Source organism: Bradyrhizobium sp. USDA 3315 (genome assembly GCF_054056795.1).
This window is the reverse complement of record NZ_JBSRYP010000001.1, coordinates 256,491-278,308: the sequence shown is the minus strand read 5'-3', so window position 1 is coordinate 278,308 and position 21,818 is coordinate 256,491. Positions and strand designations below refer to the sequence as shown.

Here is a 21,818-nt window from a genome sequence, read left to right as displayed (position 1 = left end):
ACTTCAAGTTACCCTTGTGCGCCGTAGGCTCTCGATATTCGTCGCCCGGGATCGATAAGGTCCCCGCAGCATTACGTTCGATTCCAGATCGCGAAACATGGTGTAATTTCGTCGGATCCACTGATGCAGCTCGGAAGACCAGTCCTTCTCGTTGCGCAGATATCCGGTAAAGGAAAAGCTAAGTCGGTCTATATATCTCTTTAGAAACAGGGGCAGCGCGGGAATTCGAAGCACCCGCTCTGTATCCATTGCTTCAGGTAATCCTCCGCACAGCACGAATTCATTGTGGACGGTGACCAGCGACGCCGCAGGAATCTGCCGCCGCAGCATTTCATAGCCACGAAAGGAAATGCGGTCAGCGCCCGCAACGAAGAGGATGATAGGCGCGACACGGCCGCGCGCAGCCTCTTTCATAAAGCCGATCTCCTCGCACATCTTGAAAAATTCATCGAAGGCGTGGAAGCCGAGGTCGATCACCTTGGCGACCCGATCGTGAATGATCAGCGGGTCCATCAGCTGCATCTTGCCATAAGTATCGATCACATCTGCGGTCTCCGTGATGTTGGGGAGGTAATCGAGCAATGACGGCTCCTTCAGATTGACATCGAAGGAGAGCGCCGTGCCATTCTTCAGCAGCAAGTACTCGCTCACGAGGCGAGCGAGGAGAGTTTTGCCGACCTGCGGGCTAGGAGAGCAGATGATGTAGATGGGTGTCGCTAACATAGCCAGCAGATCAATCTCGCGTCGTGCTTGGGCTCAACCCGTCGCTCGTCGATAATGCGACTACTTCTCGGCACTCCGGGCCGTTGACTTGGCGCCGGCCAATTCCGTCAAGTTGATGCGATCAAATTCGCTCCAGACATTAGCCAACCAGTGCCGTACATAGCCGCGCAGCACGAAGGAGTTGTTCGCTGGCTCATCGTTCCGCCCCTTGTTTGCAACGAAGTCTACGAATGGGACAGAAGCGACTTCGACCTGCTCATAGGCCATCTCGTTGAGCTTCGGTATGGTCAATTCGGTCGCATGCTTGATGCGATGAAAATAGGAATTGTAGGTCGACTGGTCCCACTGGAAGAACTGAGTGTCGTTGATGAAGTTCTTGACCAGATAGTACTTTGCGCCGTCCATGAAGGTCGCAGTCTCGGCGATCTCGTCCAGCGAAGCGATGGATGATCCCAGGATATGGAATACGGCAAAGGTGATCTGGCCGGACCGCGCCGAATCCAAAAAGCCGATGTCGCGCAAGGAGGTCAACGCTGTGGATAGTAAGCCGGCGCGAGCGTCGATGACAGTGACGGACAGCCCTGAGTTCAGGGTATCGAAGATCTTCATCTGGTCCGCAGTCGTCGTCATATCGACGATTTCTGTGATTGCGGGATAGAAGCGCTTCAGCGTTCCTCGCGGCGACTCCGTGTCGAATGCGCGTGTTTGCACGTTATTGACATTGAAGTAGTCCAGAAGCGTTCGTGACACGGTCGTCTTGCCGACACCTCCCTTGTCTGCGCCCACCACAATCACAACTGGCTTCACCATAGAATTCTCCTGAGACACACTCGCTATTGCCGCGCGCGAAGTGCGCAGACGGCGAGTCTCTGCTTTGGGTGTGAACATGGCGGAAAGAAGGGGTAATTGAATCTTCGATGCGGGAGCGGCGCAACTGATGAGTTTTTCCAACGTCGAGCCATTAGAGATTTTTTATTGCAACGGCGATGCAGTCGAGAACAGTAGCTAATCGTCCGTGATCGTGCTTCACGTGAGGTTTGTGAAGAGCTGAAAGAGCAATTCGTCAAAGAGCCGCTGCGCGCAGGTGATGACCATCGCGATCACCATCAACCGCACAGTTCTGTTGGTCATTGATCAGCATGAAATGACTTGAATCTGACGTAACGTCAGATGGTAGGCTTAGTGGAAGCATGATCGAGGCGGTGTCGCGCGGGTGCGCAGGCGCTTTCCGCCCGTCGGGTTGCGCGGCTGTGATGACCTGGTCGATCATCAAACGTCTAACTCGACAATCATGGCGGCCGTCGTCTTCAACAGGTGCCGTGGCTAGTCAGTTCGAAGATGGCAATGAAAGAGTCGAGCCATGGTCTGCGCGATCGGCAGAACTCGAGCTGGAAGCCAAACGCGCGCCCGATTTTTTGCAGTGTTTCGGAGCTCCGATTCGCTACACCGCGCTCGATCTCGGCGACCTGACGCGTCGTAAGTGCGAAGAGCTTCGCGGGCTCGGGTTGCGTTAGCCCCAGATCATGCCGCACAATGATCGATGTGAAGGCAATTCGGAAGAAGGTCGGACTGACGCAGGAGGAATGTGCCCCGCGCTTCTCTGTAAAGCTGGCCAGCCTGCGAGATTGGGAGCAAGGGCGATATGCTCCCGATCAGACCGCGCGCCTATCTGACGATTATCGATCGTGATCCGGTCGCCGTGGAGCGTACGCTGGCGCAAGGGTGTGAAGCAGCTTGAGTGTCTCTAGGGGTGCCAGTCTCGCGCGCGCCCGGCGTGAGGAGTCTTTCACGGCGTACCCTAGACGACGTGCACCGGGTGATCTGTGCATCGCTGGCGCCACGGTACATATCGCCAGTCCTCGACGGTAGCACTAGCTGAGCACAACTGTAAGGCGCCTAAAGGCAGAGTTTACCGCATCAGATCGAGTAAGGATCGGAAACGGGAAGCGTCGACCTCATAGCTCCTGCTTCTTCGTCCCGGAATCCTCCAAAAGGAGCAATTTATAGCTATGAAGACTTCCGGGTGCCGCGGATCGCTGCTTGAGCCAGAAGGTGAAAGATTAGCAACAAGGCAATCGGCGAGCGGTCATTTGTGTTGCCCAGCCGTTGGTCCGCGAGTTTGAGCCGGATCCCCCAGGGTAGCCAAGTGCCAGTTCTCCACCGGAAGGAGAAGTGGAGAGCGAGCCTTGTGGCTACGACGCCGAGCTGCCCAAAAGCTAATTTGGTTCTCCCGGTAAGGTGGGTGATGGCGTGGCGCTTAGCTGGTCGACGTGTGGCGGGGGCGTCGTGGCCGATGGGACAGGGGACGACCGGTCTGCGCCCAGCGGGGCGCGGCCGACAATAACGGTGAGTAGACCCTGGCCCCACAGCCGCTGCGCGACCCTCTTGGCGTCCTCCAACGTCACGGAATCGACGACGGCGTTGTGCTTTTGGAAATAGTCGATCGGGAGCTTGTCAAGCTGATGCTGCAGCAGTGTTCGCGCAAGCTTCGATGATGAGTTGAGCGCCAGCATCTGCGAGCCTTTCAGGCAAGACTTTGCGTCATCGAGTTCCTGCTGGGTGGGCCCTGCCTCGGCGATGTGGCGGGCTTGCTTCTCGATCTGTTCGACCGTCTCGCCGGCGCGATCGGCTCGGGTCCCGCTTTTGCCGACAAACATGGCCGAATGATCCCTCCAGACCAGGTGCTCGCGTACGAAATAGGCTAGCCCGCGCTTCTCGCGGACTTCGCGGAACAGCCGCGACCTCAGACCGGCACCGCCGAGGATATGGTTGACGACATAGGCGGCCATGAAATCGGGCTCGCTGCGGCGAACGCCGGGACCGCCGAAAGCCACGACTGTCTGCGGCACGTCGAACGGAATGAACACGCGCTGCGGCGGCTTTGCCGCGACCACGTCGGGTACCGGCGTCGAGTCCGCCTTGGCGGGCAGGCCGCCAAAGGTCTTGTCGAGAAGCTTGCAGAGAACTTCTGGATCGACGTTGCCAACCACCGCGATCTTGAGCGTGTCTCTTGCGATCACGCGTCGGACATGGCTCTTGAGATCCGCGACCTTGATCTTCGGCAAGCTTTCGATCGAGCCCGCGGCTGGGCGAGCATAAGGATGATCGTTGAAGGCGACCTCGAGGAACTTGCGATCGGCGAGCGACGATGGATCTGTCGAGTAATGTCGAAGGCGCGCAAGCATGCTGGCACGGATCCGTTGGACATCGGTCGGGTCGAAGCGGGGCGAGGTTAGCGCCATCCGTAAAAGGTCGAAGGCCTCGTCACTGTTGTCCTCGAGGGTGCGCAAGGCACCACAGAAGTGATCGTGGGTCGATCCAAAGCTTAGCTCAATGGCACGACGGTCGAGTCGCTCATGAAAGGCCTTGAAGTCGAGATCGCCGGAACCTTCGTTGAGCAGGCCAGCAACCATGTGGCCAACCCCGGGTTTGTCGGTGGGATCTTGGGTCGCGCCGCCGCCGAAAGCGAATTCCATCGCGATCAACGGGACAGTGGAATCTCGGACGAACCAGGCTTCTATGCCGCAAGACGAGACCAGACGCCGGATCTTGGTCGTGATGGCGGCAACCGAAGGTGGAGAGGCGAGCATCGCGATTGAGAGCGACGCTCCGCCGAGGAGAACTTCACGTCGTGTACAAGAATACGTCACTGCAGCTTCTCCTGGTGCTGTGGCGCTGACTCTTTGATGAGATACCCGGTCACCGAGCGTCTCTTGTCGAGCCATTTCCGCGCGGCCTCCTGCACCTGCTGGGCGCCGACGGCGCGGATGCCGTCCGGCCAACCTCGGATATCGTCGATGCAAAGTCCCGTCGCCAGGCCGCGGCCATACCAGCTCGCGAGCAATTCGTGATTGTCCTGGGCGTAGATTGCTTGCGCGATCAGCCGGGTCTTGACCCGCTCGAGATCTTCGGTGCTCGCGGGATGATGCGCAATGTCGGCGATCACCTCGTCGGTCGCGCGCTCAATCTGGCCGAACTCGACGCCAGGTTTTGGTGTGACGGAAATCCAGAATTGTGAGGGATCGAGTGCGGTAGCGTGGTAGCCCGCCGAGGCACTGACCGCGAGCTGCTTGTCGTTTACCAGCGCGCGATAAAGATATGAGTTGACGCCACTGCCCATCAGTTTCTCGAGCGCCTCGAGCGCTGCACTGTCCCCGGCGTCCGCGGTGTGAGCCGACGGTGCGAGATAACAGCGGTGCAAGGCAGGTTGCTCGACGAGGGGATCGGCCAGCGTCACGGTGCGCGGCGCGGCCGGCGTCGGCTCCTGCGGTCGCAAGCGGTCCGCGGGGATTGATGGCTGCGGGGTGATGCCGCCAAAATTCTCCTCCACCATCGGGCGGATCTCACTGACCTCGACGTCACCCGCGATGATCAGGATGGCATTGTTCGGCGCGTAGAAGCCCTTGTAGAAGGCGAGCGCGTCCTCGCGGTCGAGCTTTTCAATCTCCTGCCGCCAACCGATCACAGGCCGGCCGTAGGGATGGTTGAGGTAAAGCGCTGCCATCATTTGCTCGAAGAGCCGCGCACCTGGATCGTTGGCGACGCGCATATTGAGTTCCTCGAGCACGACGTCGCGCTCGGACAGCACATTCTCGTCTTTGAGAATGAGTCCAGTCATGCAGTCAGCTTCAAATTCCATCATCTTGCCGAGGTGCTCGCGCGGCACATGCTGGTAATAGCTGGTATAGTCCTTCCCGGTGAAGGCATTTCGGTAGCCGCCGACGCGCAACACGGTCTGGGAAAACTCACCCGACGGATGTTTGGTGGTGCCCTTGAACATCAGGTGTTCGAGGAAATGCGCCAGCCCCGATTTGCCCGCCGGCTCGTCGGCGGAACCGACCTTATACCAGATCATCTGAGTTACAACGGGTATCCGATGATCCGGGATTACCACCACCTGCAGGCCGTTCTGAAGCGCGAAGCTAGCTGGTCGATCCGACCTGATCGTGTCCTGGGCAAAGACGCTCTCCTCCGCAAGAAAGTATAGGTTACGATCCGTGCTATCATCCGTTCTGTGTTCGACCGCCAGGGCGGTACGCCTCATCGAATCTATGGCGCCAGTGGCGATATCTTGCGCCGTGGCAGTGACCGAAATCCGGTTCTTCATCGCATCGCCTTTCGATCCATCGAGAGTCACGTTCCGTGGCGCGGACAGACTGACAAAGCGGGCAGCTGCACACCGTTTGGCAAGTAACGGAGCAAAGGCCGGGCCAATTGCCCGATGGCACGCGCACGGACGAACGGCGCGCCAAGCGGGCGCAAAACAGAACCGACGTGCATGTTCTGCCAAAGGTCGACAGCCGGCATGTCGTGAACACGACATTGCGCACGAAGCGCACAGTGTTCGCCATCTGGCAACTTACAGGGAAGGACGGATTGAGCCGCGATATGGCGGCTAATCAAGTTTCGTAGGGCTCGCTGTTACAGTCTCGCTCTACACCGTGAGTGGCTTGGCAATATTTCTCATGGTCGCGAGACGAGAGTTGGCGAGCAGCTCCTTGGAGTACACTGTGCCAAAGTAATCCAGGACGAAGGTGCCACAATAGCGTAGATTATCGCTCGCGCGGATTAGGTTGTCGAGGATTGGGCCGACTTGGCCAATGCGGTCGCGATAGCGCGCGCGAATAACGTTAACAGCATTCATCGAATGAACCGCCTCGTCGGCAATTACCTCTCGCAGCCAAAGATGGAACGTCTTGTTCCCAAGACCGTCATAAAACGGCTTTTCTGCTGCGTAGGCGCGGCAAGTGCACATCTCATCAAATGCGATCATAACCATTAGGGAGAATTCGTCCTTCAGGTGTTCAATGATCGGACCAAAATCATGCGGTCGAGCGTCCAATCTCTCCCGAAGATCCTTTTCGGATTCATTAGCGACAAGTTCAATGATGCGGATGAAGCCATCGGTGTGGCGCTCTTCATCGATCGCCCAGGCGTTGAGAAATGCCGCAGCTTCATCGGTAACGACTAGATTTCGGGTCGCCAATTCTTGCTTCAAATATCGGGCGTCATATTCCGTGTACAGATCAGGCCACAATTTCTCCCAACGTGCGCGTACGGCCGATGGTTCGGCGGTGAACATCGCAGGCGTAAGACCATTGAATAATTCTTTTGGACTCCAGTTCCGTCGAACCGGCGTGATCATCCGAGTCCCCTGGTCGCGAGCGGTGCGAGCGCTCTGGCTACAAACTATCTTTCGAACAGTCGCATAGGATACTTGTTCAAACAAAACGTGCTGTCACCTCCTTATTTCGGTGGGATGCTAGTGCCTGCGCCACAAACAGTTCGGCCCGGCGTAAAGTGTCGTGAACGGCGCAGCACAGAGGTTCGCGGTGCTCAAGCGGCCAAGCCAGGAATGCTTTTAATTACCGGTCTCCAGTCAGGACACGTTTTGCTACGGGACGAAGTTGCACGAGCAAATCTGCGAACCAGGTGAGCGGCCGCAGCGATGGGCCTCACGCTCGAGCGACGTGCGGGCAAGGATTGCGCGTCGGCGGGTGGCACTTAGCAGATTCCGTCTGCGGAGGAGCCATTCCGATCGTTTCGCGCGAGATCTTTGATGACGCTGCCAAGGCAGATTATAATCTAAGGTCAAGTGGTCCTCGGCTTCCGTGTAGCCGTAGGAGGCAGGCAATCTAATTCTCCTGCCGCCGGCGTGACACGCCTAGGCAGCGCGGCGCGGACATCCACGATGGCCCGCCGACGTTTCGGGCTGGCATAGTGCGCCTGAGCGCGCCTTCACGTCCCGCTCGACAGTGCATAGTCAGACGAAGTGCCGAAGCATCTTGATATACAAGGCTGGTTTGATTTCCCGCGGGGAGGAGCTCATCATAGGACATCGGGCTAGCAAGGTTTTGCCAACCATTTGCGCTTTCTGCGCTGACCGCTAACGGATCAAAAACAGTTCTGCACCAAGCTCTCGCCTCGAACAGCAGGTGGAGAGATCAGACATGACAGGAGTGGCCGTTATGGAAAACGTGCGCCGCTATCGCGCGATAGCTTCGCTGTGCCGTCAGACCGCGGCATTTCGGCCAATCCAAGAGTGCTCATTGCTGGCGCAAGCCGCGGAGTGGGAGGAACGGGCAATTGCGGAGCTCGAGAGACATTTTATGAGTTCGCGCGTGCTTACCTGATGGATTCGCTCGGCAGCCAAAAATCTCATAATGATGGCGCGCCCGACACGAGTCGAACATACTTTGCCTTCTGAGCAGATAACGTGCCCATCGGCGAGTATGGCCTCGGAAACAGTCGAGGAACGATGCGTGATGAGTCACTGATGCGGATATACGTGACGATTCCCATTCCACCAAAGACATCATTTCCCAGGAAAGCGGTCCTCGAGCATCGCGGCGAATAGTCAACCGTCAGGCAAGCATCAAGCATTTGTGGTTCGCTCTTAGTCGCTGGTCTATCTCGATCGGGCCAATGCCTGTCGGCCGTCCCACTGCGATTGGGGCTTGGCGTTCTCTGGCTCTGTCTTGCCGTCAAGTGCGAGCGATAGCGTGAGATTGTTGCGCAACATCGGATTTGCCGGTTCGGCTGCGAGAGCTTGGCGGTACAGCGCTTGGGCCTCCCGGTGGCGGCCCTGGTGATCGAGGACGACGGCTTTGGCGTTCAGTGCGCGCAGGTCGCCGGGTGACGCCAACAAGACGCTATCAAGCACCTCAATCGCCTCGCCCGGGCATTTACGAGCCAGCAGTGCCCGCGCAAGAGGAATCGCCGCATCGGTGTTGCCCGGTCTTTGCTTCAGCGCATCGCACAAGTGCTGCGCGTCAGCGTCCCGAACGAGGGCGTGAGCGATGCGCTCTCGCATAGCGGGATCGATCTCCGTAACGCCAACCAACTCTGCTGTGGGCGTCTGCTGTGATGAAAGGCCCGGGTGGTCTAAGTTAGCGCAGCCTGCGAGCAGCAAAACGGCGAGAATTGGGAGAATGGCTGAGCACGAGTGCGGACGAAAGCTGCGCCGGCACCGCAGAACGTCAATTTCATATGATTTCATGGGTTATCTCACGCCCACAGCTTTACTCGTCAGCCGGCCGCACGGAGGAGATCGCGATGCTCTCCTGTGGAGGTCTTGTCCTTGCCCGCGGAAAGCTTGACGGAGCCAATCGGCTGGACCGTGAAGTCCGCGGCAAGATCCTGATACGAGAGAACTGGCAGATCGATCCCGTTGCGGGTGAGGAAGCCGCGGACGAAACGCCGGATATCCATCGAGCCAAGAATGACTGGCTGGCTCTGACTCCGCGCGAGGCTCGCATGGATCTGATGGAATTGTGAAAGCAGCATCTCACTTTGCCGATCCTCCAAAACGAGATAGGGACCGACAGCGGTTTCGCGCACGGCACCACGCACGATATCCTCGGTTTCGCGCTCGACGATGAAGGCAGCGACAACACGATGGGCGTTGGCATAGCGATGACAGATCTGCCGTTTCAGACCGGAGCGGACATATTCGGTCAGCAGCACGGCATTCTGCTCCCGTTCGCTCCATTCTGCGAGCGCCTCCAGGACTAGGCGAGTGTTGCGGATCGGGATGCCCTCATCCAGCAAACGGCGCAGGACGTCCGCGATGCGGGGAATCGGCGTCGTGCGTAGCACCTCCTTCACGAGATCAGCATATTCTTGCTCCATCCGGCCAAGCAGCTGACGGGTTTCCTGAATGCCGACTAAGCGTTTGGCATAGCGCCTCAACGTCGACTGGACCCGCAAAGCGATCACATCGCTTGCACGGTGATAGCCTATTCCGGCTGCTTTGAGAGCAGGAGCATGAGCTTGTTCGATCCAGATCCGGTTCGTGTCTGGGTCCTGCCGAAAGGGGATTCCGCTCAATTCAATGTTTACGGCGTCGTCGTTGAGCAAGAGTTGTGTCGGATTAAGGCTGTCCGCTTCGACGGGCACTCCCTCGACATCCACCCTGAATTGCGAATCCGCCAACTGCTGGTCGACCTTGGTTGGAATGCGTGGAATTGTGATGCCAAGATCAGATGAGACCAGTGCCGAAACCCGTCCGATGCCCTGCTCGAGGTCTGCTTTGTCGATCGCTTGTGTCAGGTTCGGTGCTAGCAGGAGCGTGATCGGAAGTGCTTCCGCAGGCACGGTTTGCTTCTGACCCTGCGCGGAAGTGGGAGCCGAACCGGTCGAACTGGCGCCTGTCTTGATGTCCGCTTTGCCATCCTGCATACCAACCTTGAGAAAGCTCGCCGCACAGAAGAGTGCGGCCAGAATGACGAAGGGTGGCAAGGGGAAGCCGGGAACAAGCCCCATCACAACGAGGACGCAGGCGGCCAGCCGTAGCGCTTGTGTGCTGGCAGTAAGCTGGTTGACGATATCGGCGCCAAGATTAAGCCTGGAGGGACCGTTGACGCGAGTGACGATGGTCGCGGCTGTAATTGAGAGCAGCAAGGCCGGAATCTGCGAAATGAGCGCATCGCCTATAGTCAGGATGGTATATTGATGCATCGCCTCCTCAAGGGACATGCCCTTCGAAAGCGAACCGATCGTGATGCCGCCCAGCATGTTGATGCAGATGACGATGAGGCCGGCGACGGCATCACCCTTCACGAATTTCATAGCGCCGTCCATGGCCCCGTGAAGTTGGCTTTCTCGCTCCAGCGCGCTGCGCCGGCTGCGGGCTTCGTGCTGATCGATGTGGCCGTTGCGCAGCTCCGCGTCGATAGCCATCTGCTTGCCAGGCAGGGCGTCGAGCGTGAAGCGCGCCGACACCTCTGCGACGCGTTCGGCACCCTTAGCGAGAACCATGAACTGCACCATGGTCACGATGAGGAATATGACAATTCCGACGGCGATGTTGCCCGATATGACGAAATCGCCAAACGTATGGATGATGCTGCCGGCATCGCCTTCGGCGAGTATCAGCCGCGTCGTTGCAACGGTAAGGGCTAGACGAAAGACGGTGGAGATAAGGATGACGCCCGGCAGCGACGAAAAGTCGAGCGGCGTATTGAGATAAAGGGCGACCATCAGCAGCAATATGGCAAAGCCAAGATTGAAGCCGATCAGCATATCGAGCACCACGATTGGGATCGGCATGATCATCATTCCGATCGCCAGAAGCAGCATCAACGCGACCATCAAATCCGGGTGAGACGGCGCGCGGGCGACGAGATTTCGTAGGTGCCTGGCCATGCAAAGCCTTATTGTTTGACCGGAGCCGTGCTGCCCCGCAATGAAACATAGCGCTTGAAAGTGGCCTGCGCCTCGACCATGCGGCCAGCCTGACGCAGAGCATGGCTGCGCAGCAGCAGCAATGGCAGGCGCGACGATGGCTGATCATCAAGCACGTCCAGCCTGTCCAGTACCGATAGCGCTTCCTCGCCGAGGCGCTCTGAGATGAGAGCATAGGCGAGGATACGAAGCAGCTCGACGTCTTGAGAACGTTCGTGAACGACGGGCCGTAAAAGAGCCAGACTGTGTGCGCTCTGCCCGCACGCAAGGTGGACATAGGAAAGCGCGCAGAGCAAATCGCGCTCGGGCCCAGAGATCGGCACCACCCCATCGGTTTTGGAAACATGCGACGACTGGGCAGGTGTGAAGTGTTGCACTCCGCGCGGATCTGGCATTGCTAGCCTTGGATCAAGCCGTTGTGATTCTGCCGAAGCAGGATTAAGCGCCGCAGCTCTAGCTGCAGAAGCGCGGCCCCTTCGCGTGCCACCGAGCCCTCTGGCGCGGCTGACAGCGCATCAGCCAGCCGCTCGAGGAGAAGGCCGTGTTGCTCTGGACGCACAACATGCGAATGACGCAGGCGGGGCGTGACGAAGGAGAGCAGGCTATCTGCGAGATTGGGGCCGTTCAGCCAGACAAGTTCCGAACTCGTTTCGATCTTACCTGCGTGTTCGGTGGCATCGGTGGGATTGATCCGCGAGATTGGATCGATTGACTTGAGTTCGCGCGCGTTATCGATCGTGTTGGCAGCCAACCGCTCCTGCGCTTCGCGGTCTTGAACAACTGACGTGTGACCATTGCCGCCATTTCCATGGACCTTGTCGATGCCGAGGCTGCTGGCCTGAGGTGTGGCCGGGGCGATGACAGGTGCATGATGCTCGTTGTTGATTCCCTGAAAGGCGGTGCCAGGCTCTACGGACCGCTGCGGCAGCCTAGTCATGAAACGTTCCTTCGTTGCCCGCGGACTAAAACTCTAATAGGACAGAGCAGCAAGCTGGCCGTTGCGTGTCAGCAGCACACGTCCGTCTTCGATCTCCTTTACGGTCCATCCATTGCTCAGGAGCGCACCCACGAAATACTTTTGACCAGCAATGACCAGATAAGGGTCGTTTCCGCGCCAAACTGCCTGGACGGCAATCGCGGGGGGCGTCTTCTCCTCCTTGATGGCGACCGCGCTGACGAGCGTATAAGCACCATTGCTGTGGACATCGAACCGCTGCTGGACTTCCCGCCATTTAGCGAGCGAGGCAGGCGTAATGGTGCCATCGGCGGTCACAACGCCCGGCCCATAGCCGACTTTGATACCGAGCAGGCCCGCTGCATCAACTTCCCCTTGCAGCCGTTGAGCAGCTGCGTCGGTGGCCGGAGCATCAGGGGCGGCGAGCGCGACTTTGGGGCCAATGTCCGTGGCGGGGGACGAAGCGCTCAGTGCTGCGGCGCCGTCGGACTGGACAAGGCTCGTTGAGACGGTGCCAACTGCGGCAGAGCTGATCAGGACCAAGGCGAGCGCGGCAATCGGTACATGCCAGCGGCCGGTAGAGCCGGCTTGTTGAGAGCCTTCGATCGACCAGCGAATGGACATCGCGCCCATATGGATGACGGCAGGAAGAGGGACAACAACGGTCTCATTTGGCGCAATAGGGTCGCGGCCTTCGATCGCGACGTCCGCGGCAAGGGCCTCGATCTCGATCGAGCTGACATGCCTGCTGACGCGAAGATGGTGCGGTTCGAGGCCTTGCTCGATGAAGACCAGATCAGCATCGAGGCTGCTGCCAATCAAGCACGAGCCGCCCCCCGCTTTGCCGGTCAGCCCAGAATAACACCCCGACAACACTTCGAAAAGCGGGGAAGCTGATTCATTCACGGTCGCCTCCTGAACGAAGAACGAGGCCGTACGGCAAAGCCGTACGGCCCGTTGCGACTTCACAGATCATTGCGGCCGGCAAAAGCGGGAGGATATAACGCCGTCCCGCTTCATCCGTTACTGCACCCGCTCGTCGGCCGCCTTCTTGACGGTCGAAAGCTCTGTCGAGACGACGCGAACTTCTACATCCCTTTCAGCAGCCTTCGTGCTGCTGGCAGTCAGGGCGGCGAGTTGCCTGTTGAATGCCGCTTCTCCCGCAGCTTCAGCAGCGGCGGAACCAGCGGCTGCAGCAGCGGTACCACCTGCGCCACCCGCGGTCGAGGTATGAGAAGCACCAACCTTATCATTCATACTGTTTCTCCTGTTCATTCGAACATTGCCGCGCCTTGCGGCTCCGATTTTCCTGACGCCGCAACATGCGAGGTCAGGAATCCTGCTCTGTCTCGGCCATGGCGTCGTCGAAACGACCCATTTCACTACTTACAAATTGCATAGCGGCGGCGCCGAGAGCGACGTTGAACGCTTGCTGAATAGCAGCGGCGTGCGAGCCAGCGTCTGGGCTAGACGTGCCGCCATTTATGGAGGGAGCTCCTGCACCAGGCGATTGGCCATGATCATCGTGCTCGCCAGGGGGCCGAGATCCCTTTTTGCCGCCGCCAGTCGCATGGAGGTCGGAATCAAAGTGCCCAGCGGCGCTTGAGCTGGAAATGCGCATCGGGTTCTCCTACTTCAAGCTTCGTTCGCGCGGAGGAAGCAGTCTCCGTCATGTCCACTATGGAAGCATTAGCTTTCGACAAGCTGACGAGCCTCAGAAATAAAGTGAGCCGATCTCATTGTTGCTGTTTCTGGACAGGCCGCCTCACATGTCGGCAGTGGGCTGGCGAAAGCCGCAGATCAGAGAGTTGGTGGAAGGCCTCGACTATGTGGCATTTGATCAGGCAAGCCCGTTGTTCATCCAAGCGCAGTTTTGATAAGCGGAATGTAGGCGCCAGGACGGATAAAATGAGCTTGATCTTTGACGTGGTCTCGGAGGCCCGCCTGGCCGGGACCACTCGCAGCTCGTTCGGCAATTTACTTGCCTCGAACCACGCGGCGATTTGGCTCGATCCTGCCCCAGGGCGGGGCGGCAGGTCAAAGTTGCTAATGAGGGTCAGCAACGAAGAGCGATCCTCCAGTCCCGCTTGTGGCAGACCCATAAAATTGGCCCACTGACGAGGACAGCGATCAGGAGGCGCTGGAGACAAGGACCTTGAGCCTCCACGCAACACTAATGTGTTCTCGATCCGACGACGTAAGCTGGTCAGGTTCGCCGCTCCGTCCGGTTTTTGTGGCGGCGTGAAGGCATCGACAAGTTCACCGTCCGCGATGGGCGGCGCAATCAGCGCGGCGAAACCTTCGCGGTGGCGCACGCGATGGAGAATGTCCGTCGGACGCTCGAGTACAGCCGACAAATGCGCTGATTTAGCTAGCGACAAATACGCTCGTCGGTGTAAGCCGAATATGTTGGCGGAGCTTGCAGGACCTGCACCGCGCGGACGACCCTGCCGCGCGGTGGCCTCGCAAGCGAGCCTTTCGTTCCAGATTTATCCTGTGTCGAGAGCGCCGCTACGACCTAGGCGTAGGCACCTGCAGCTTGCGTTTGCTCGGATTCGATCCGTACCTTGAGGTTATTCAGATAGTCCTCCGCGTAGGACTGAGCCATCGACACCGGCAGGTTGATGCCGGCCGTCGCCGCTTCTTGAATTGCCTGCTTCACCAAGCCTTCCCGAATCGCTATCTTGACCTCGGGGCCGGAGATGCAGCCCACGGCCTGGGCCGCAAGACTGAGCCCGGCTTCCTCCAGCGCCTTCTTTATGTTGCCGCCGCTGATCGCGGTGTGCAGAAGATTTGCAGCTTGGGCCTCGGCCTCGATCACCATTGAAGCAAGATCGGCCAGTTCGCCCAGCCCTGGAATGAAGCCGAGTACACCAACGGCCGTCGCTGTCCAGTCGAGCACCTTCGAGCCTACCTTGAGCACGTCATCAAGTTCGTGCATGAGGGCGCCCCCGTTCTTCTTGGGAGACTTGATGTCGGGCTGGTCTGCCACGCCAACCATCATGTCCGCGGTGGCTTCCTGTTCGGCCGGCGTTCGAGCGGCATGCGTCTTCAGTTGCGGAGCGGCGCGGTTCGCGCCAGACATGTTGTTGAAGAACTGGTTGAAATCGTTTCTGCTGATGTTTCCGGAATCAACCGTATGGCCGCCGCCGAAGTCGAAAAACTTGTGGTGGGTTTTGTAGCCGGTAATCGCGTTATTCATCAACCCGAACAGCACAGGATCCGAGAGCAGCTGGGAGGCCGCTTGTCGTACCTCGGGAGAAAGGCTCTTGTCGTCCACCATACTCACGAGCTTTTCCCGGGTCAGAACGCCATTTCCAAAGAAAGCGTCCTGGTTCTTGTTGATCGTGTTTAGTGTACCCAGCTCGGGGCGAGTGAGACTCATCGATGATGAAGCGACCTGCAGAAAGTCCTCTTTGTGGACCTGATCTATCGAGCCGCCGTACAACTGCTTCCATTGGTTCGGGTGGTCGAGAAAATATTGAGCCGCCGCGAGGACCTGTGGGGGGCATTTGCCAATGTCGGCGTTGCCGTCCACGATGTGCCTGAAATCCGCAAGGCTCAAGTTCTTGGGCAGGTTATCGGAATAGCGGTAGAGTTCGCGCAGGGCGTCGGTCAGGGTCATGACCGATGGCTCACCATTCCCGGTCCCGTCGGATGGTATGTAGTTCTGCTCGTAGGTCTGCGCCCGCTGCTCTTGGAACGCGGCAACTTGGGGGTGGTGATCGGAAAAGCCGCAGAGATCGCCCGCTTTGATTTTGCCGCCACAGCGGCCGTCGCCTTGCGAACCGATCGCATAGAAGAGCTCCGGGTCCTGTTGCAGTGCCTCGATCGCCGCCTTTAGATCCGGCGGTGTCGAGGGATCGTTGGCCAAATCTCCCAAAGACTTCCAATCAAGTGGGCATTTGTCCTTGTGGCGGTTCAGCACAGAGACAATATGCAGTTCCGCATTAGTCAGCGTGCCACCGTTCCAGGTGATCCTTGAGCTTTGTACGGGTGCCTCCGCAATGATTGGGCTGCTCGCAGCGCAGGATGGCTGTGGGTCATCCTGATATGCATCCAGTGCTGCCCTAATCTCTGGTGGCAGGATATTCCGCGTCTCCTGCGTGAGTTCCTCCGTCAGTTGCTTGGCTGTGTCTGTGGGGGCCGGCTCCTGCGGTGCGGAATGATCGTTGGTCGTGTCTTTCGACGAGAGGCTGGCCAGCATCGCCTGAAAGCTGGAAAAGTCCTGCGCCGAAGACGGCGGGGCGGGCATTCCGGGTAAAGCCGCAGTTGAACTGGCGGTTGGCGATAGGTCGACTGACATTATACGTCCTCCGATATAAGAGTGCACCCACAAGACGATCACGTAACGCGCCCCGAGATCGCGACGAACAAGGAGTGTTGATCGACAGAGTTCAACAGGTGCTACGGACTTGCATCCGGTTGCTCAGTGCGGCTCCAGCGCTCAGTTCCGCGACTATCCATGGGAACACCGCCGTCTAGATTTTCACGCCGTATGGTAGGACGGACAAGCTTTCGAGAAGCTGACGGCGCATAGACGATTTCAAGGTGATTGATGAATTGGCCTTGCCAACAAAACCGGACGTATTTTCAATGCCGGTGCCAGATTCGTTTGGTTGCGTTCGCCCGGCCTGGTGCCATGTCGGCGAGTTAACGGCCTTCACGTTTACCTATCCGCAGCATTCGTTGATTTGATCCAACAATCTCGCAAGAGCTCCGGAGCATCTCAAGGTGGACGCTGATTTCGCAGTAGCCACCCCGCGCCTGCGCCAAAAAGTGCTGGCGCCCTCTGAGCCGCGCATCCAGCATGGTCGGATCAGATACCGGTCGTCGACCAAGTCCTCGAAAAACTCGATCGTCAAAGGCGTTGAGCGGACCCAGGTTGCTCTGACAAACGTCAAAGCTCGGACGCCCCGGCCTTTGTTCTTTTATTCGTCCTTAGCCGCCGCGCTCGTTCGACCCGGCATCGAATCCATGTCCCGGGCTCAGTACGGGATAACCGTTCGATCACCCGGTGTACGAAGGGTGGACGCAAACTGGCCCCAAGAGCGGGTCTAGCGACTTTTGAGACGAATAAGTCTTCTCCTTGCCATTCGGCCGTGTGAGGCACACCCACGATGGCGAAGGTTGTTGTCCGGAGATGCCTGCCCGACATCACATTGCAGCTTCTCAAGATGTCGATCTAAGAGTCTGACTCATAAATCACCCAACCTTAGCTGCAGCCGCGAGTCTGCGGGTCAGGAGCCTGATGTGTGCAATCAGCAGCCAGGCAGCTTCGGTTGCCACCGTCGCCTCGAAGTCCTTGGCGAGGCGGCGGCATCTGCCGAACCAAGCGAATGTGCGTTCAACCACCCACCGCCTCGGCAGAAGCTGGAAGCCTTTGACGCCTTGAGGCCGCTCGACGATCTCGACAGTCCATGGACCGCAGTCTGAGAGCGCGTCGAGGAGTTGATTTCCGCGGTAGACCCGGTCGGCAAAGACGTGGCGCAGCCGGGGGAAGTTCATCCGCACGTTCTTCAGCAGCGGTACGGCGCCATGGCAGTCCTGAACGTTGGCGGGATGAACATGAACCCCGAGGAGGAGGCCATTGGTATCCGTCACAATGTGCCGCTTGCGGCCGTAGATGCGCTTGCCTGCATCGTAGCCGCGCGGTCCGCCAGCTTGCGTGGTTGGCGCACTTTGACTGTCGATCACGGCTGCCGTCGGCTTCGGTGTCCGTCCAAGCTTTTTTCGCGCCCGTCGGACAAGCACGCTGACAATCCTCTGCCACCGGCCTGTATCCCGCCATCTATAAAAATAGCCCTGCACCGTCGAATAGGGCGGGAACTCCTGCGGCAACGCCCGCCACTGGCAGCCGGTCGAAACGATATAGAGGATCGCTTCGATCACACGACGCAGCTCCGTCTTACGCGGCCGGCCGCGCCGGTTCGCTCGCGGCAACAGGCGTCTGATCACCGCCCACTCCGCATCGGTCATATCGCTTGCATAACGCAGATCGTCCCGCCGATATTGCTCCCGAGTGATCTTGGTCCAGGGCATCGTGCTCTCCCTCGAATCTTTGCAAATCCGATGGAATCACACCCCACTGAGATCACTCACCCATTTTTCAGTCAGGCTCTAAGGAATGTGGGGGCTGGGTGAGTGGAGACCCGTGGTCCTTGGCGGGACGTCCGGGAACTGGACGCTCGCCGTCATCCAATGATGGCTCGGCGCGTGACGGCGCGGCTGCCAGCTTCGGCCAAATCAGATCCAAGTTAAATTCGTCCGCTTCATGCGGTCCCGTCAGTTTCTGCTCAAAGCTCCTTGGATTGACCGTGCATGTCGCTTATTGGCGCGTTGAAGCCCGTTTACTCCTGACAGCGGAACGTCCCTCATCCTTCGACGAATTTCATCCGCATGACGAATCTTGGAGAGCAATTCGCATCAGGAATAAATCCGCAAGCCGCAATCTGGAATGCCGCTACCTTCTAGCTCGGACAGCTGTTGCCCGGAGCCTGTAGCGTCGTTACGATAGGTAACTGCTTCGCCGTTTCAACACCGGCGCGCTCATGCCGGGCAGCACCAGCTTTCGAAAAGCGGAGAGTATGCACAGACGCACTGAATTTCTTCGCAAGCGGCTTTTTGTGATCGACTCATTGTCGGCCAGAATTGGTCGCATGGACCGGGCTGTCTTGATGCGGTGCCTGCGGCGAAGCAGTGGCATCCGGTCGTCCGTCGCGAATGACCGTGCTTGAGGATCCCCGAAACAGCATCAGAACCGACTCGTGCGGCGACCTGTCGACACCGGCCGTACTCTGCCGTGCCTGTGTCTCCGCCAGCAGTCCTTTCAGCGTTTCCTCCACAAGTGTGATAAATCGAGGCGGACCATAAGCGAAGACGAGACCATCTCCTGGTGTAGCTCTCACGATGTAACGCTCATCTGAGATGCTGAGTGCATCGAGTGTCGTCTTGAATACATCGAAGCTGATCGGATTCAAGACCAGTAGTCGGCTTTGCGCCTCGTGGGCGTCGGATATGTAAAGCACCAGCCCATCGTAGTACCATTGAAGGTTATAAAGATGGATCAAGCGGTCGAGAAACCCTCGCGGTGGGAGCTCCGGTATCCGCCCGCGAATCCGCCCCTTCACCTCAGTACTTACATTGACCCGGATATTCAGATTGTTGCCGAATTCCTGCAGTGCGGCCGCGAGGTCCTGATCCAGAACCGTGTAACTGTAAGGCGTCGATGGCAGCGTCAGCGGCGCGCCTAGCGTCCTGCCGACGTTCAAGCAGATGAAAACAACAGCACATAGCACTTTCTTCAAGATGACAGCCTCCGAGATCGGATGATTCCTGCTATTTTTTCACGACAGGATCGACACCAAAATTCGTCCCAAATTTGGAGATCGATGCTTCTTCCTAAATGGAGGCCAACCGTGATCATCAGGTGACGAACGCTCGTCAGCTTTCGGTCAGCTCGCTTCTCTAGGGTACTGGCCCATTCGCGCTCACGAAGCTGCCAATCTCATCACGTGACAAAAACGGTTCTTCTCATGTTGCCTGCCGTTGCCTCGATCGCTCTCAACCCGGCCGAATGTCTCTCCAGCGGCTGTTCAGCGGTGCGGGACCAGTTTCATGATAGTCTTGCGCAGGCGGCTTCGAAGCAAGGTGCGGCTTCTTCGGCAGCCGATCGCCCGCCAGCTCCGGCGCTGTCGGAGGTTCAGCGTACAGTCACGCCGGCGAGCCCGCTTGGCGATCGCGTCCTGCAGAATATTTCTGCAATCCACCGGCGCAAACCATCTTCTGCGGGTGCGGTCCCGCCGACCGTTGTCGCTGCGCCCGATCCTGCGAAGAGTCTTCAGCTCGGGCCGGCCGCGCAGCCGGTCTTGCGCTCGCAGCAAGTCGAGGTGCAGCCGGCAGGTAAACCGGAAGGTGGCGACCATTTCGATTCGGCCTTGACGAATCTGCGGGATGTTTACGATCGCGTCATTCAGGTTTCGCTCATCTCCAAAGGCGCCGGCGCCGTCAGTTCATCTCTGAACAAGCTTCTATCGGCGGGCTGAGCGGGCTGATAGGTTCTTCACACAACGGCAGGATCGCTCACGCCGCGACGGCGGGAGAGTGGTTTGATGCTCTTGTCCGTTTGCCGCTTCTGCTATCGCATCGGCGGATGTAAGACCGATCTATATACCCTATATACAAGTGCGGGCGGGTACGAAGGCAACAGCCGTCCAGTTGCTTGCAAATGAGATGGGAGACATTGCGTTGCGGATAGATTTTTCGCGTATCAATCGGTCCAAAGCTATATTCCACGATATTTATGCTTCGGATGATCCGAGGGCATATTTCTCGGTCCTCGGAGACCTGGATTATATGATCCCGGACGTGGCTGAGCCGGTTGTGCGCCAAATCCTGGCAGCGAAAGCTTCGGCAACCGGCCTTAAGCCCGTCGTGCTCGATGTTGGTTGTTCATACGGCATCAACGCAGCGGTGCATCGCTTTCCGCTGACCTTCGGGGGCTTGCGTCACCGCTACGCCCGGCGTGAGATGAGAGCGATCAGTTCTGAGACACTCGTGAGTCTCGATCGCAATTTTTATGCAGCCTGGCCTGATGTCGGGTTGGCGCGCTTTGTCGGCCTCGATGTGTCAGCACGGGCGGTCAGCTATGCAAAAAGTGTTGGCCTCTTGGAGCAGGGCATTGTCGCTGACCTTGAAAAGGAGGCGCTATCGACGGACAGCGCGCGCATTCTCCGCTCCGTGGATGTTATCATGTCGACCGGATGCATCGGCTACGTTACCGAGAAGACGTTCAGCGAGATTCTCGATGCGACAGAGAAGCAACCATGGATCATCTCCTTCGTGCTACGAATGTTCCCATTTGAGTCGCTGGCCGCGACGTTCGCAAAGCGTGGTCTTGTGACAGAACGTCTTACCGGCGCGACGTTTATCCAGCGTCGCTTTCGCGATGCTGAAGAGTTTGAAAGTTGTTTGGCCAGCTTGGCGGCCCTTGGCGTGGATGCCACCGGTCTCGAATCGGAGGGGCTGTTTCACGCCGATCTGATCTTGTCTCGCCCCGAGGCGGATGCGCGCGCCACGCCTCTCGAAGACGTTGTCACCGTCGCCAGCGGCAGGGGACGGCCGATCGGACCCCGTTACGTTCATGTTGAAAGTAAGGAGGGCTTGCAGGTCGCGCTGGAGCCGTGACGGGTTAGGAACTATTGTGCAGCGCGCGAGTCTCTTCGGCGCTGGATCAAGACGTCGAAAACGAGGCCATTCTGGTCGACGGCGCGCCAGAGCCGATTCTGTTCGCCGGGCGATGGATAACGACTTCGTCCAGATGCCATTTGTTGCAGGGAGCGGGAGCACTGCGATTCAGATCGGAGAGCGCCTTGCCGAATTCCTTGTCCACTGACGCGCGGTTCATAGATCGCATCAATGCGACGCGCGGGCCAGAATTTCCTTGACCATGCGCAAGCTTAACGGAAACCGGACATGCCGCCAACGGCATCTCACCTGCAGCGGAAGCGACAGCGGTGATTGAGTAGGCCGGGCGGTCAGCATGTTTTTGCCTCCTTCTAAATCTTGATCTCTCCAGTTGACGAATCCCGGCGAGTGGTGCCTATGTCTAGCCAGTCACGGTCTTCCGTTCCCCACATCTTGTAGGTCGGAAGCTAAGAGGGAACCCGGTGCGCCGAAACGGCTACTCCGGGGCTGCCCCCGCAACTGTAAGCGGCGAGCGGGTGTCATCATGGCCACTGGCGCGACACAACGCCGGGAAGGCCGACAGCCGCAGCGACCCGCGAGCCAGGAGACCTGCCGCGACTGAACGAAAGTCCTCGGGCGGGGTGCCCCGGTGGGTCGCTTGCAGCCGGGGACATTTGCCAGCTCTCCTCGCAAGTCGTCCGCGCGGGCCCCAGCGTCTAACATCGCGGGGTTGCCGATGTCGCCGTCTTACGATTTCGATCAGCATGGT

The 21,818-nt window shown here is 58.5% G+C and carries 19 protein-coding genes, 1 pseudogene and 1 riboswitch; of the genes and pseudogenes, 5 read left to right on the top strand and 15 right to left on the bottom strand.

Annotation, left to right across the window (positions count from 1 at the left end; translation table 11 throughout):
• Positions 1-3: 3 nt before the first annotated feature.
• Positions 4-723, bottom strand: coding sequence for a hypothetical protein (locus ACVIYL_RS01140; RefSeq protein WP_456777513.1), 720 nt, complete (start codon positions 721-723; stop codon positions 4-6).
• Between the two features lie 60 nt (positions 724-783).
• On the bottom strand, positions 784-1,533 hold the full coding sequence (locus ACVIYL_RS01135) for a P-loop NTPase family protein (RefSeq protein WP_310879783.1): 750 nt from the start codon (positions 1,531-1,533) through the stop codon (positions 784-786).
• 443 nt (positions 1,534-1,976) lie between these two features.
• On the opposite strand from ACVIYL_RS01135, the gene ACVIYL_RS01130 reads away from it, so the two are divergent.
• Together ACVIYL_RS01130 and ACVIYL_RS01125 are read left to right on the top strand one after the other, a co-directional pair.
• Positions 1,977-2,237 (top strand): hypothetical protein, encoded by a 261-nt coding sequence (locus ACVIYL_RS01130; protein WP_456777512.1) that lies wholly within the window; start codon positions 1,977-1,979, stop codon positions 2,235-2,237.
• Between the two features lie 19 nt (positions 2,238-2,256).
• Positions 2,257-2,412 carry a helix-turn-helix domain-containing protein gene (locus tag ACVIYL_RS01125; RefSeq protein WP_152977411.1) on the top strand — a complete coding sequence of 52 codons (156 nt, stop codon included), beginning with the start codon at positions 2,257-2,259 and terminating at the stop codon, positions 2,410-2,412.
• 527 nt (positions 2,413-2,939) lie between these two features.
• On the opposite strand, the gene ACVIYL_RS01120 is transcribed toward ACVIYL_RS01125, so the two are convergent.
• The 3 genes from ACVIYL_RS01120 to ACVIYL_RS01110 all read right to left on the bottom strand — a co-directional run bounded on the left by ACVIYL_RS01120 (position 2,940) and on the right by ACVIYL_RS01110 (position 6,868).
• Positions 2,940-4,373, bottom strand: coding sequence for a M16 family metallopeptidase (locus ACVIYL_RS01120; RefSeq protein WP_375167040.1), 1,434 nt, complete (start codon positions 4,371-4,373; stop codon positions 2,940-2,942).
• On the bottom strand, positions 4,370-5,830 hold the full coding sequence (locus ACVIYL_RS01115; RefSeq protein WP_456777511.1) for a M16 family metallopeptidase: 1,461 nt from the start codon (positions 5,828-5,830) through the stop codon (positions 4,370-4,372). The genes ACVIYL_RS01120 and ACVIYL_RS01115 overlap by 4 nt, the downstream gene beginning before the upstream one ends.
• A 327-nt stretch (positions 5,831-6,157) precedes the next feature.
• Positions 6,158-6,868: a hypothetical protein gene (locus ACVIYL_RS01110; RefSeq protein WP_456777510.1), complete on the bottom strand. Its 711-nt coding sequence runs from the start codon at positions 6,866-6,868 to the stop codon at positions 6,158-6,160.
• Positions 6,869-7,673: 805 nt separating this feature from the next.
• Between ACVIYL_RS01110 and ACVIYL_RS01105 the strand changes: the two genes are divergently transcribed.
• The gene (locus ACVIYL_RS01105; RefSeq protein ID WP_310885430.1) at positions 7,674-7,856 is read left to right on the top strand and encodes a hypothetical protein; all 183 of its coding nucleotides are present in this window, start codon (positions 7,674-7,676) and stop codon (positions 7,854-7,856) included.
• 275 nt (positions 7,857-8,131) lie between these two features.
• Here ACVIYL_RS01105 and ACVIYL_RS01100 read toward each other — a convergent pair whose 3' ends face one another.
• The 9 genes from ACVIYL_RS01100 to ACVIYL_RS01060 form a co-directional block, all read right to left on the bottom strand.
• Positions 8,132-8,722 (bottom strand): tetratricopeptide repeat protein, encoded by a 591-nt coding sequence (locus tag ACVIYL_RS01100; RefSeq protein WP_456777509.1) that lies wholly within the window; start codon positions 8,720-8,722, stop codon positions 8,132-8,134.
• A 29-nt stretch (positions 8,723-8,751) separates the two neighbouring features.
• Positions 8,752-10,869, bottom strand: a complete 2,118-nt coding sequence (gene sctV, locus ACVIYL_RS01095) for a type III secretion system export apparatus subunit SctV (protein WP_456777508.1) — start codon at positions 10,867-10,869, stop codon at positions 8,752-8,754.
• An 8-nt stretch (positions 10,870-10,877) separates the two neighbouring features.
• The gene (locus tag ACVIYL_RS01090; protein ID WP_456777507.1) at positions 10,878-11,303 is read right to left on the bottom strand and encodes a histidine kinase; all 426 of its coding nucleotides are present in this window, start codon (positions 11,301-11,303) and stop codon (positions 10,878-10,880) included.
• Between the two features lie 2 nt (positions 11,304-11,305).
• Complete coding sequence (locus ACVIYL_RS01085; RefSeq protein ID WP_456777506.1) at positions 11,306-11,845, bottom strand: hypothetical protein; 540 nt, start codon at positions 11,843-11,845, stop codon at positions 11,306-11,308.
• A gap of 33 nt (positions 11,846-11,878) precedes the next feature.
• Positions 11,879-12,769: a SctD/MshK family protein gene (locus ACVIYL_RS01080; RefSeq protein ID WP_456777505.1), complete on the bottom strand. Its 891-nt coding sequence runs from the start codon at positions 12,767-12,769 to the stop codon at positions 11,879-11,881.
• Positions 12,770-12,886: 117 nt separating this feature from the next.
• The gene (locus tag ACVIYL_RS01075) at positions 12,887-13,120 is read right to left on the bottom strand and encodes a nodulation protein NopA (protein WP_456777504.1); all 234 of its coding nucleotides are present in this window, start codon (positions 13,118-13,120) and stop codon (positions 12,887-12,889) included.
• A 1,261-nt stretch (positions 13,121-14,381) separates the two neighbouring features.
• Entirely contained in the window at positions 14,382-16,070 is a 1,689-nt protein-coding gene (locus tag ACVIYL_RS01070) for an HrpF/NolX family T3SS translocon protein (protein ID WP_456781753.1), read from the bottom strand.
• A 998-nt stretch (positions 16,071-17,068) separates the two neighbouring features.
• Positions 17,069-17,905, bottom strand: a complete 837-nt coding sequence (locus tag ACVIYL_RS01065) for an IS5 family transposase (RefSeq protein ID WP_253625200.1) — start codon at positions 17,903-17,905, stop codon at positions 17,069-17,071.
• A 593-nt stretch (positions 17,906-18,498) separates the two neighbouring features.
• Complete coding sequence (locus ACVIYL_RS01060) at positions 18,499-19,173, bottom strand: nodulation protein NolW (RefSeq protein WP_456781752.1); 675 nt, start codon at positions 19,171-19,173, stop codon at positions 18,499-18,501.
• Positions 19,174-19,398: 225 nt separating this feature from the next.
• Here ACVIYL_RS01060 and ACVIYL_RS01055 point away from each other — a divergent pair, with 225 nt between their 5' ends.
• A complete protein-coding gene (locus tag ACVIYL_RS01055) occupies positions 19,399-19,908 on the top strand; it encodes a nodulation protein NolB (RefSeq protein ID WP_456777503.1) in 510 nt (169 codons plus the stop codon).
• Positions 19,909-20,116: 208 nt separating this feature from the next.
• Positions 20,117-21,049 carry a class I SAM-dependent methyltransferase gene (locus ACVIYL_RS01050; RefSeq protein ID WP_456781751.1) on the top strand — a complete coding sequence of 311 codons (933 nt, stop codon included), beginning with the start codon at positions 20,117-20,119 and terminating at the stop codon, positions 21,047-21,049.
• A 14-nt stretch (positions 21,050-21,063) separates the two neighbouring features.
• Here the strand turns inward: ACVIYL_RS01050 and ACVIYL_RS01045 are convergent.
• Positions 21,064-21,346 (bottom strand): annotated as a pseudogene (locus ACVIYL_RS01045) (DDE-type integrase/transposase/recombinase); the annotation flags it as partial.
• A gap of 118 nt (positions 21,347-21,464) precedes the next feature.
• A riboswitch (cobalamin riboswitch) is annotated at positions 21,465-21,680 on the top strand.
• Positions 21,681-21,818 lie beyond the last annotated feature (138 nt).

What these genes read in the sequence shown, in the direction of transcription:
- ACVIYL_RS01140 (WP_456777513.1), bottom strand. Translation starts at nt 723, where the DNA reads ATGTTAGCGACACCCATCTACATCATCTGCTCTCCTAGCCCGCAGGTC.
- ACVIYL_RS01135 (WP_310879783.1), bottom strand. Translation starts at nt 1,533, where the DNA reads ATGGTGAAGCCAGTTGTGATTGTGGTGGGCGCAGACAAGGGAGGTGTC.
- ACVIYL_RS01130 (WP_456777512.1), top strand. Translation starts at nt 1,977, where the DNA reads ATGACCTGGTCGATCATCAAACGTCTAACTCGACAATCATGGCGGCCG.
- ACVIYL_RS01125 (WP_152977411.1), top strand. Translation starts at nt 2,257, where the DNA reads ATGATCGATGTGAAGGCAATTCGGAAGAAGGTCGGACTGACGCAGGAG.
- ACVIYL_RS01115 (WP_456777511.1), bottom strand. Translation starts at nt 5,830, where the DNA reads ATGAAGAACCGGATTTCGGTCACTGCCACGGCGCAAGATATCGCCACT.
- ACVIYL_RS01110 (WP_456777510.1), bottom strand. Translation starts at nt 6,868, where the DNA reads ATGATCACGCCGGTTCGACGGAACTGGAGTCCAAAAGAATTATTCAAT.
- ACVIYL_RS01105 (WP_310885430.1), top strand. Translation starts at nt 7,674, where the DNA reads ATGACAGGAGTGGCCGTTATGGAAAACGTGCGCCGCTATCGCGCGATA.
- ACVIYL_RS01100 (WP_456777509.1), bottom strand. Translation starts at nt 8,722, where the DNA reads ATGAAATCATATGAAATTGACGTTCTGCGGTGCCGGCGCAGCTTTCGT.
- sctV (WP_456777508.1), bottom strand. Translation starts at nt 10,869, where the DNA reads ATGGCCAGGCACCTACGAAATCTCGTCGCCCGCGCGCCGTCTCACCCG.
- ACVIYL_RS01090 (WP_456777507.1), bottom strand. Translation starts at nt 11,303, where the DNA reads ATGCCAGATCCGCGCGGAGTGCAACACTTCACACCTGCCCAGTCGTCG.
- ACVIYL_RS01085 (WP_456777506.1), bottom strand. Translation starts at nt 11,845, where the DNA reads ATGACTAGGCTGCCGCAGCGGTCCGTAGAGCCTGGCACCGCCTTTCAG.
- ACVIYL_RS01075 (WP_456777504.1), bottom strand. Translation starts at nt 13,120, where the DNA reads ATGAATGATAAGGTTGGTGCTTCTCATACCTCGACCGCGGGTGGCGCA.
- ACVIYL_RS01070 (WP_456781753.1), bottom strand. Translation starts at nt 16,070, where the DNA reads ATGCTGGCCAGCCTCTCGTCGAAAGACACGACCAACGATCATTCCGCA.
- ACVIYL_RS01065 (WP_253625200.1), bottom strand. Translation starts at nt 17,905, where the DNA reads ATGCCCTGGACCAAGATCACTCGGGAGCAATATCGGCGGGACGATCTG.
- ACVIYL_RS01055 (WP_456777503.1), top strand. Translation starts at nt 19,399, where the DNA reads ATGTTGCCTGCCGTTGCCTCGATCGCTCTCAACCCGGCCGAATGTCTC.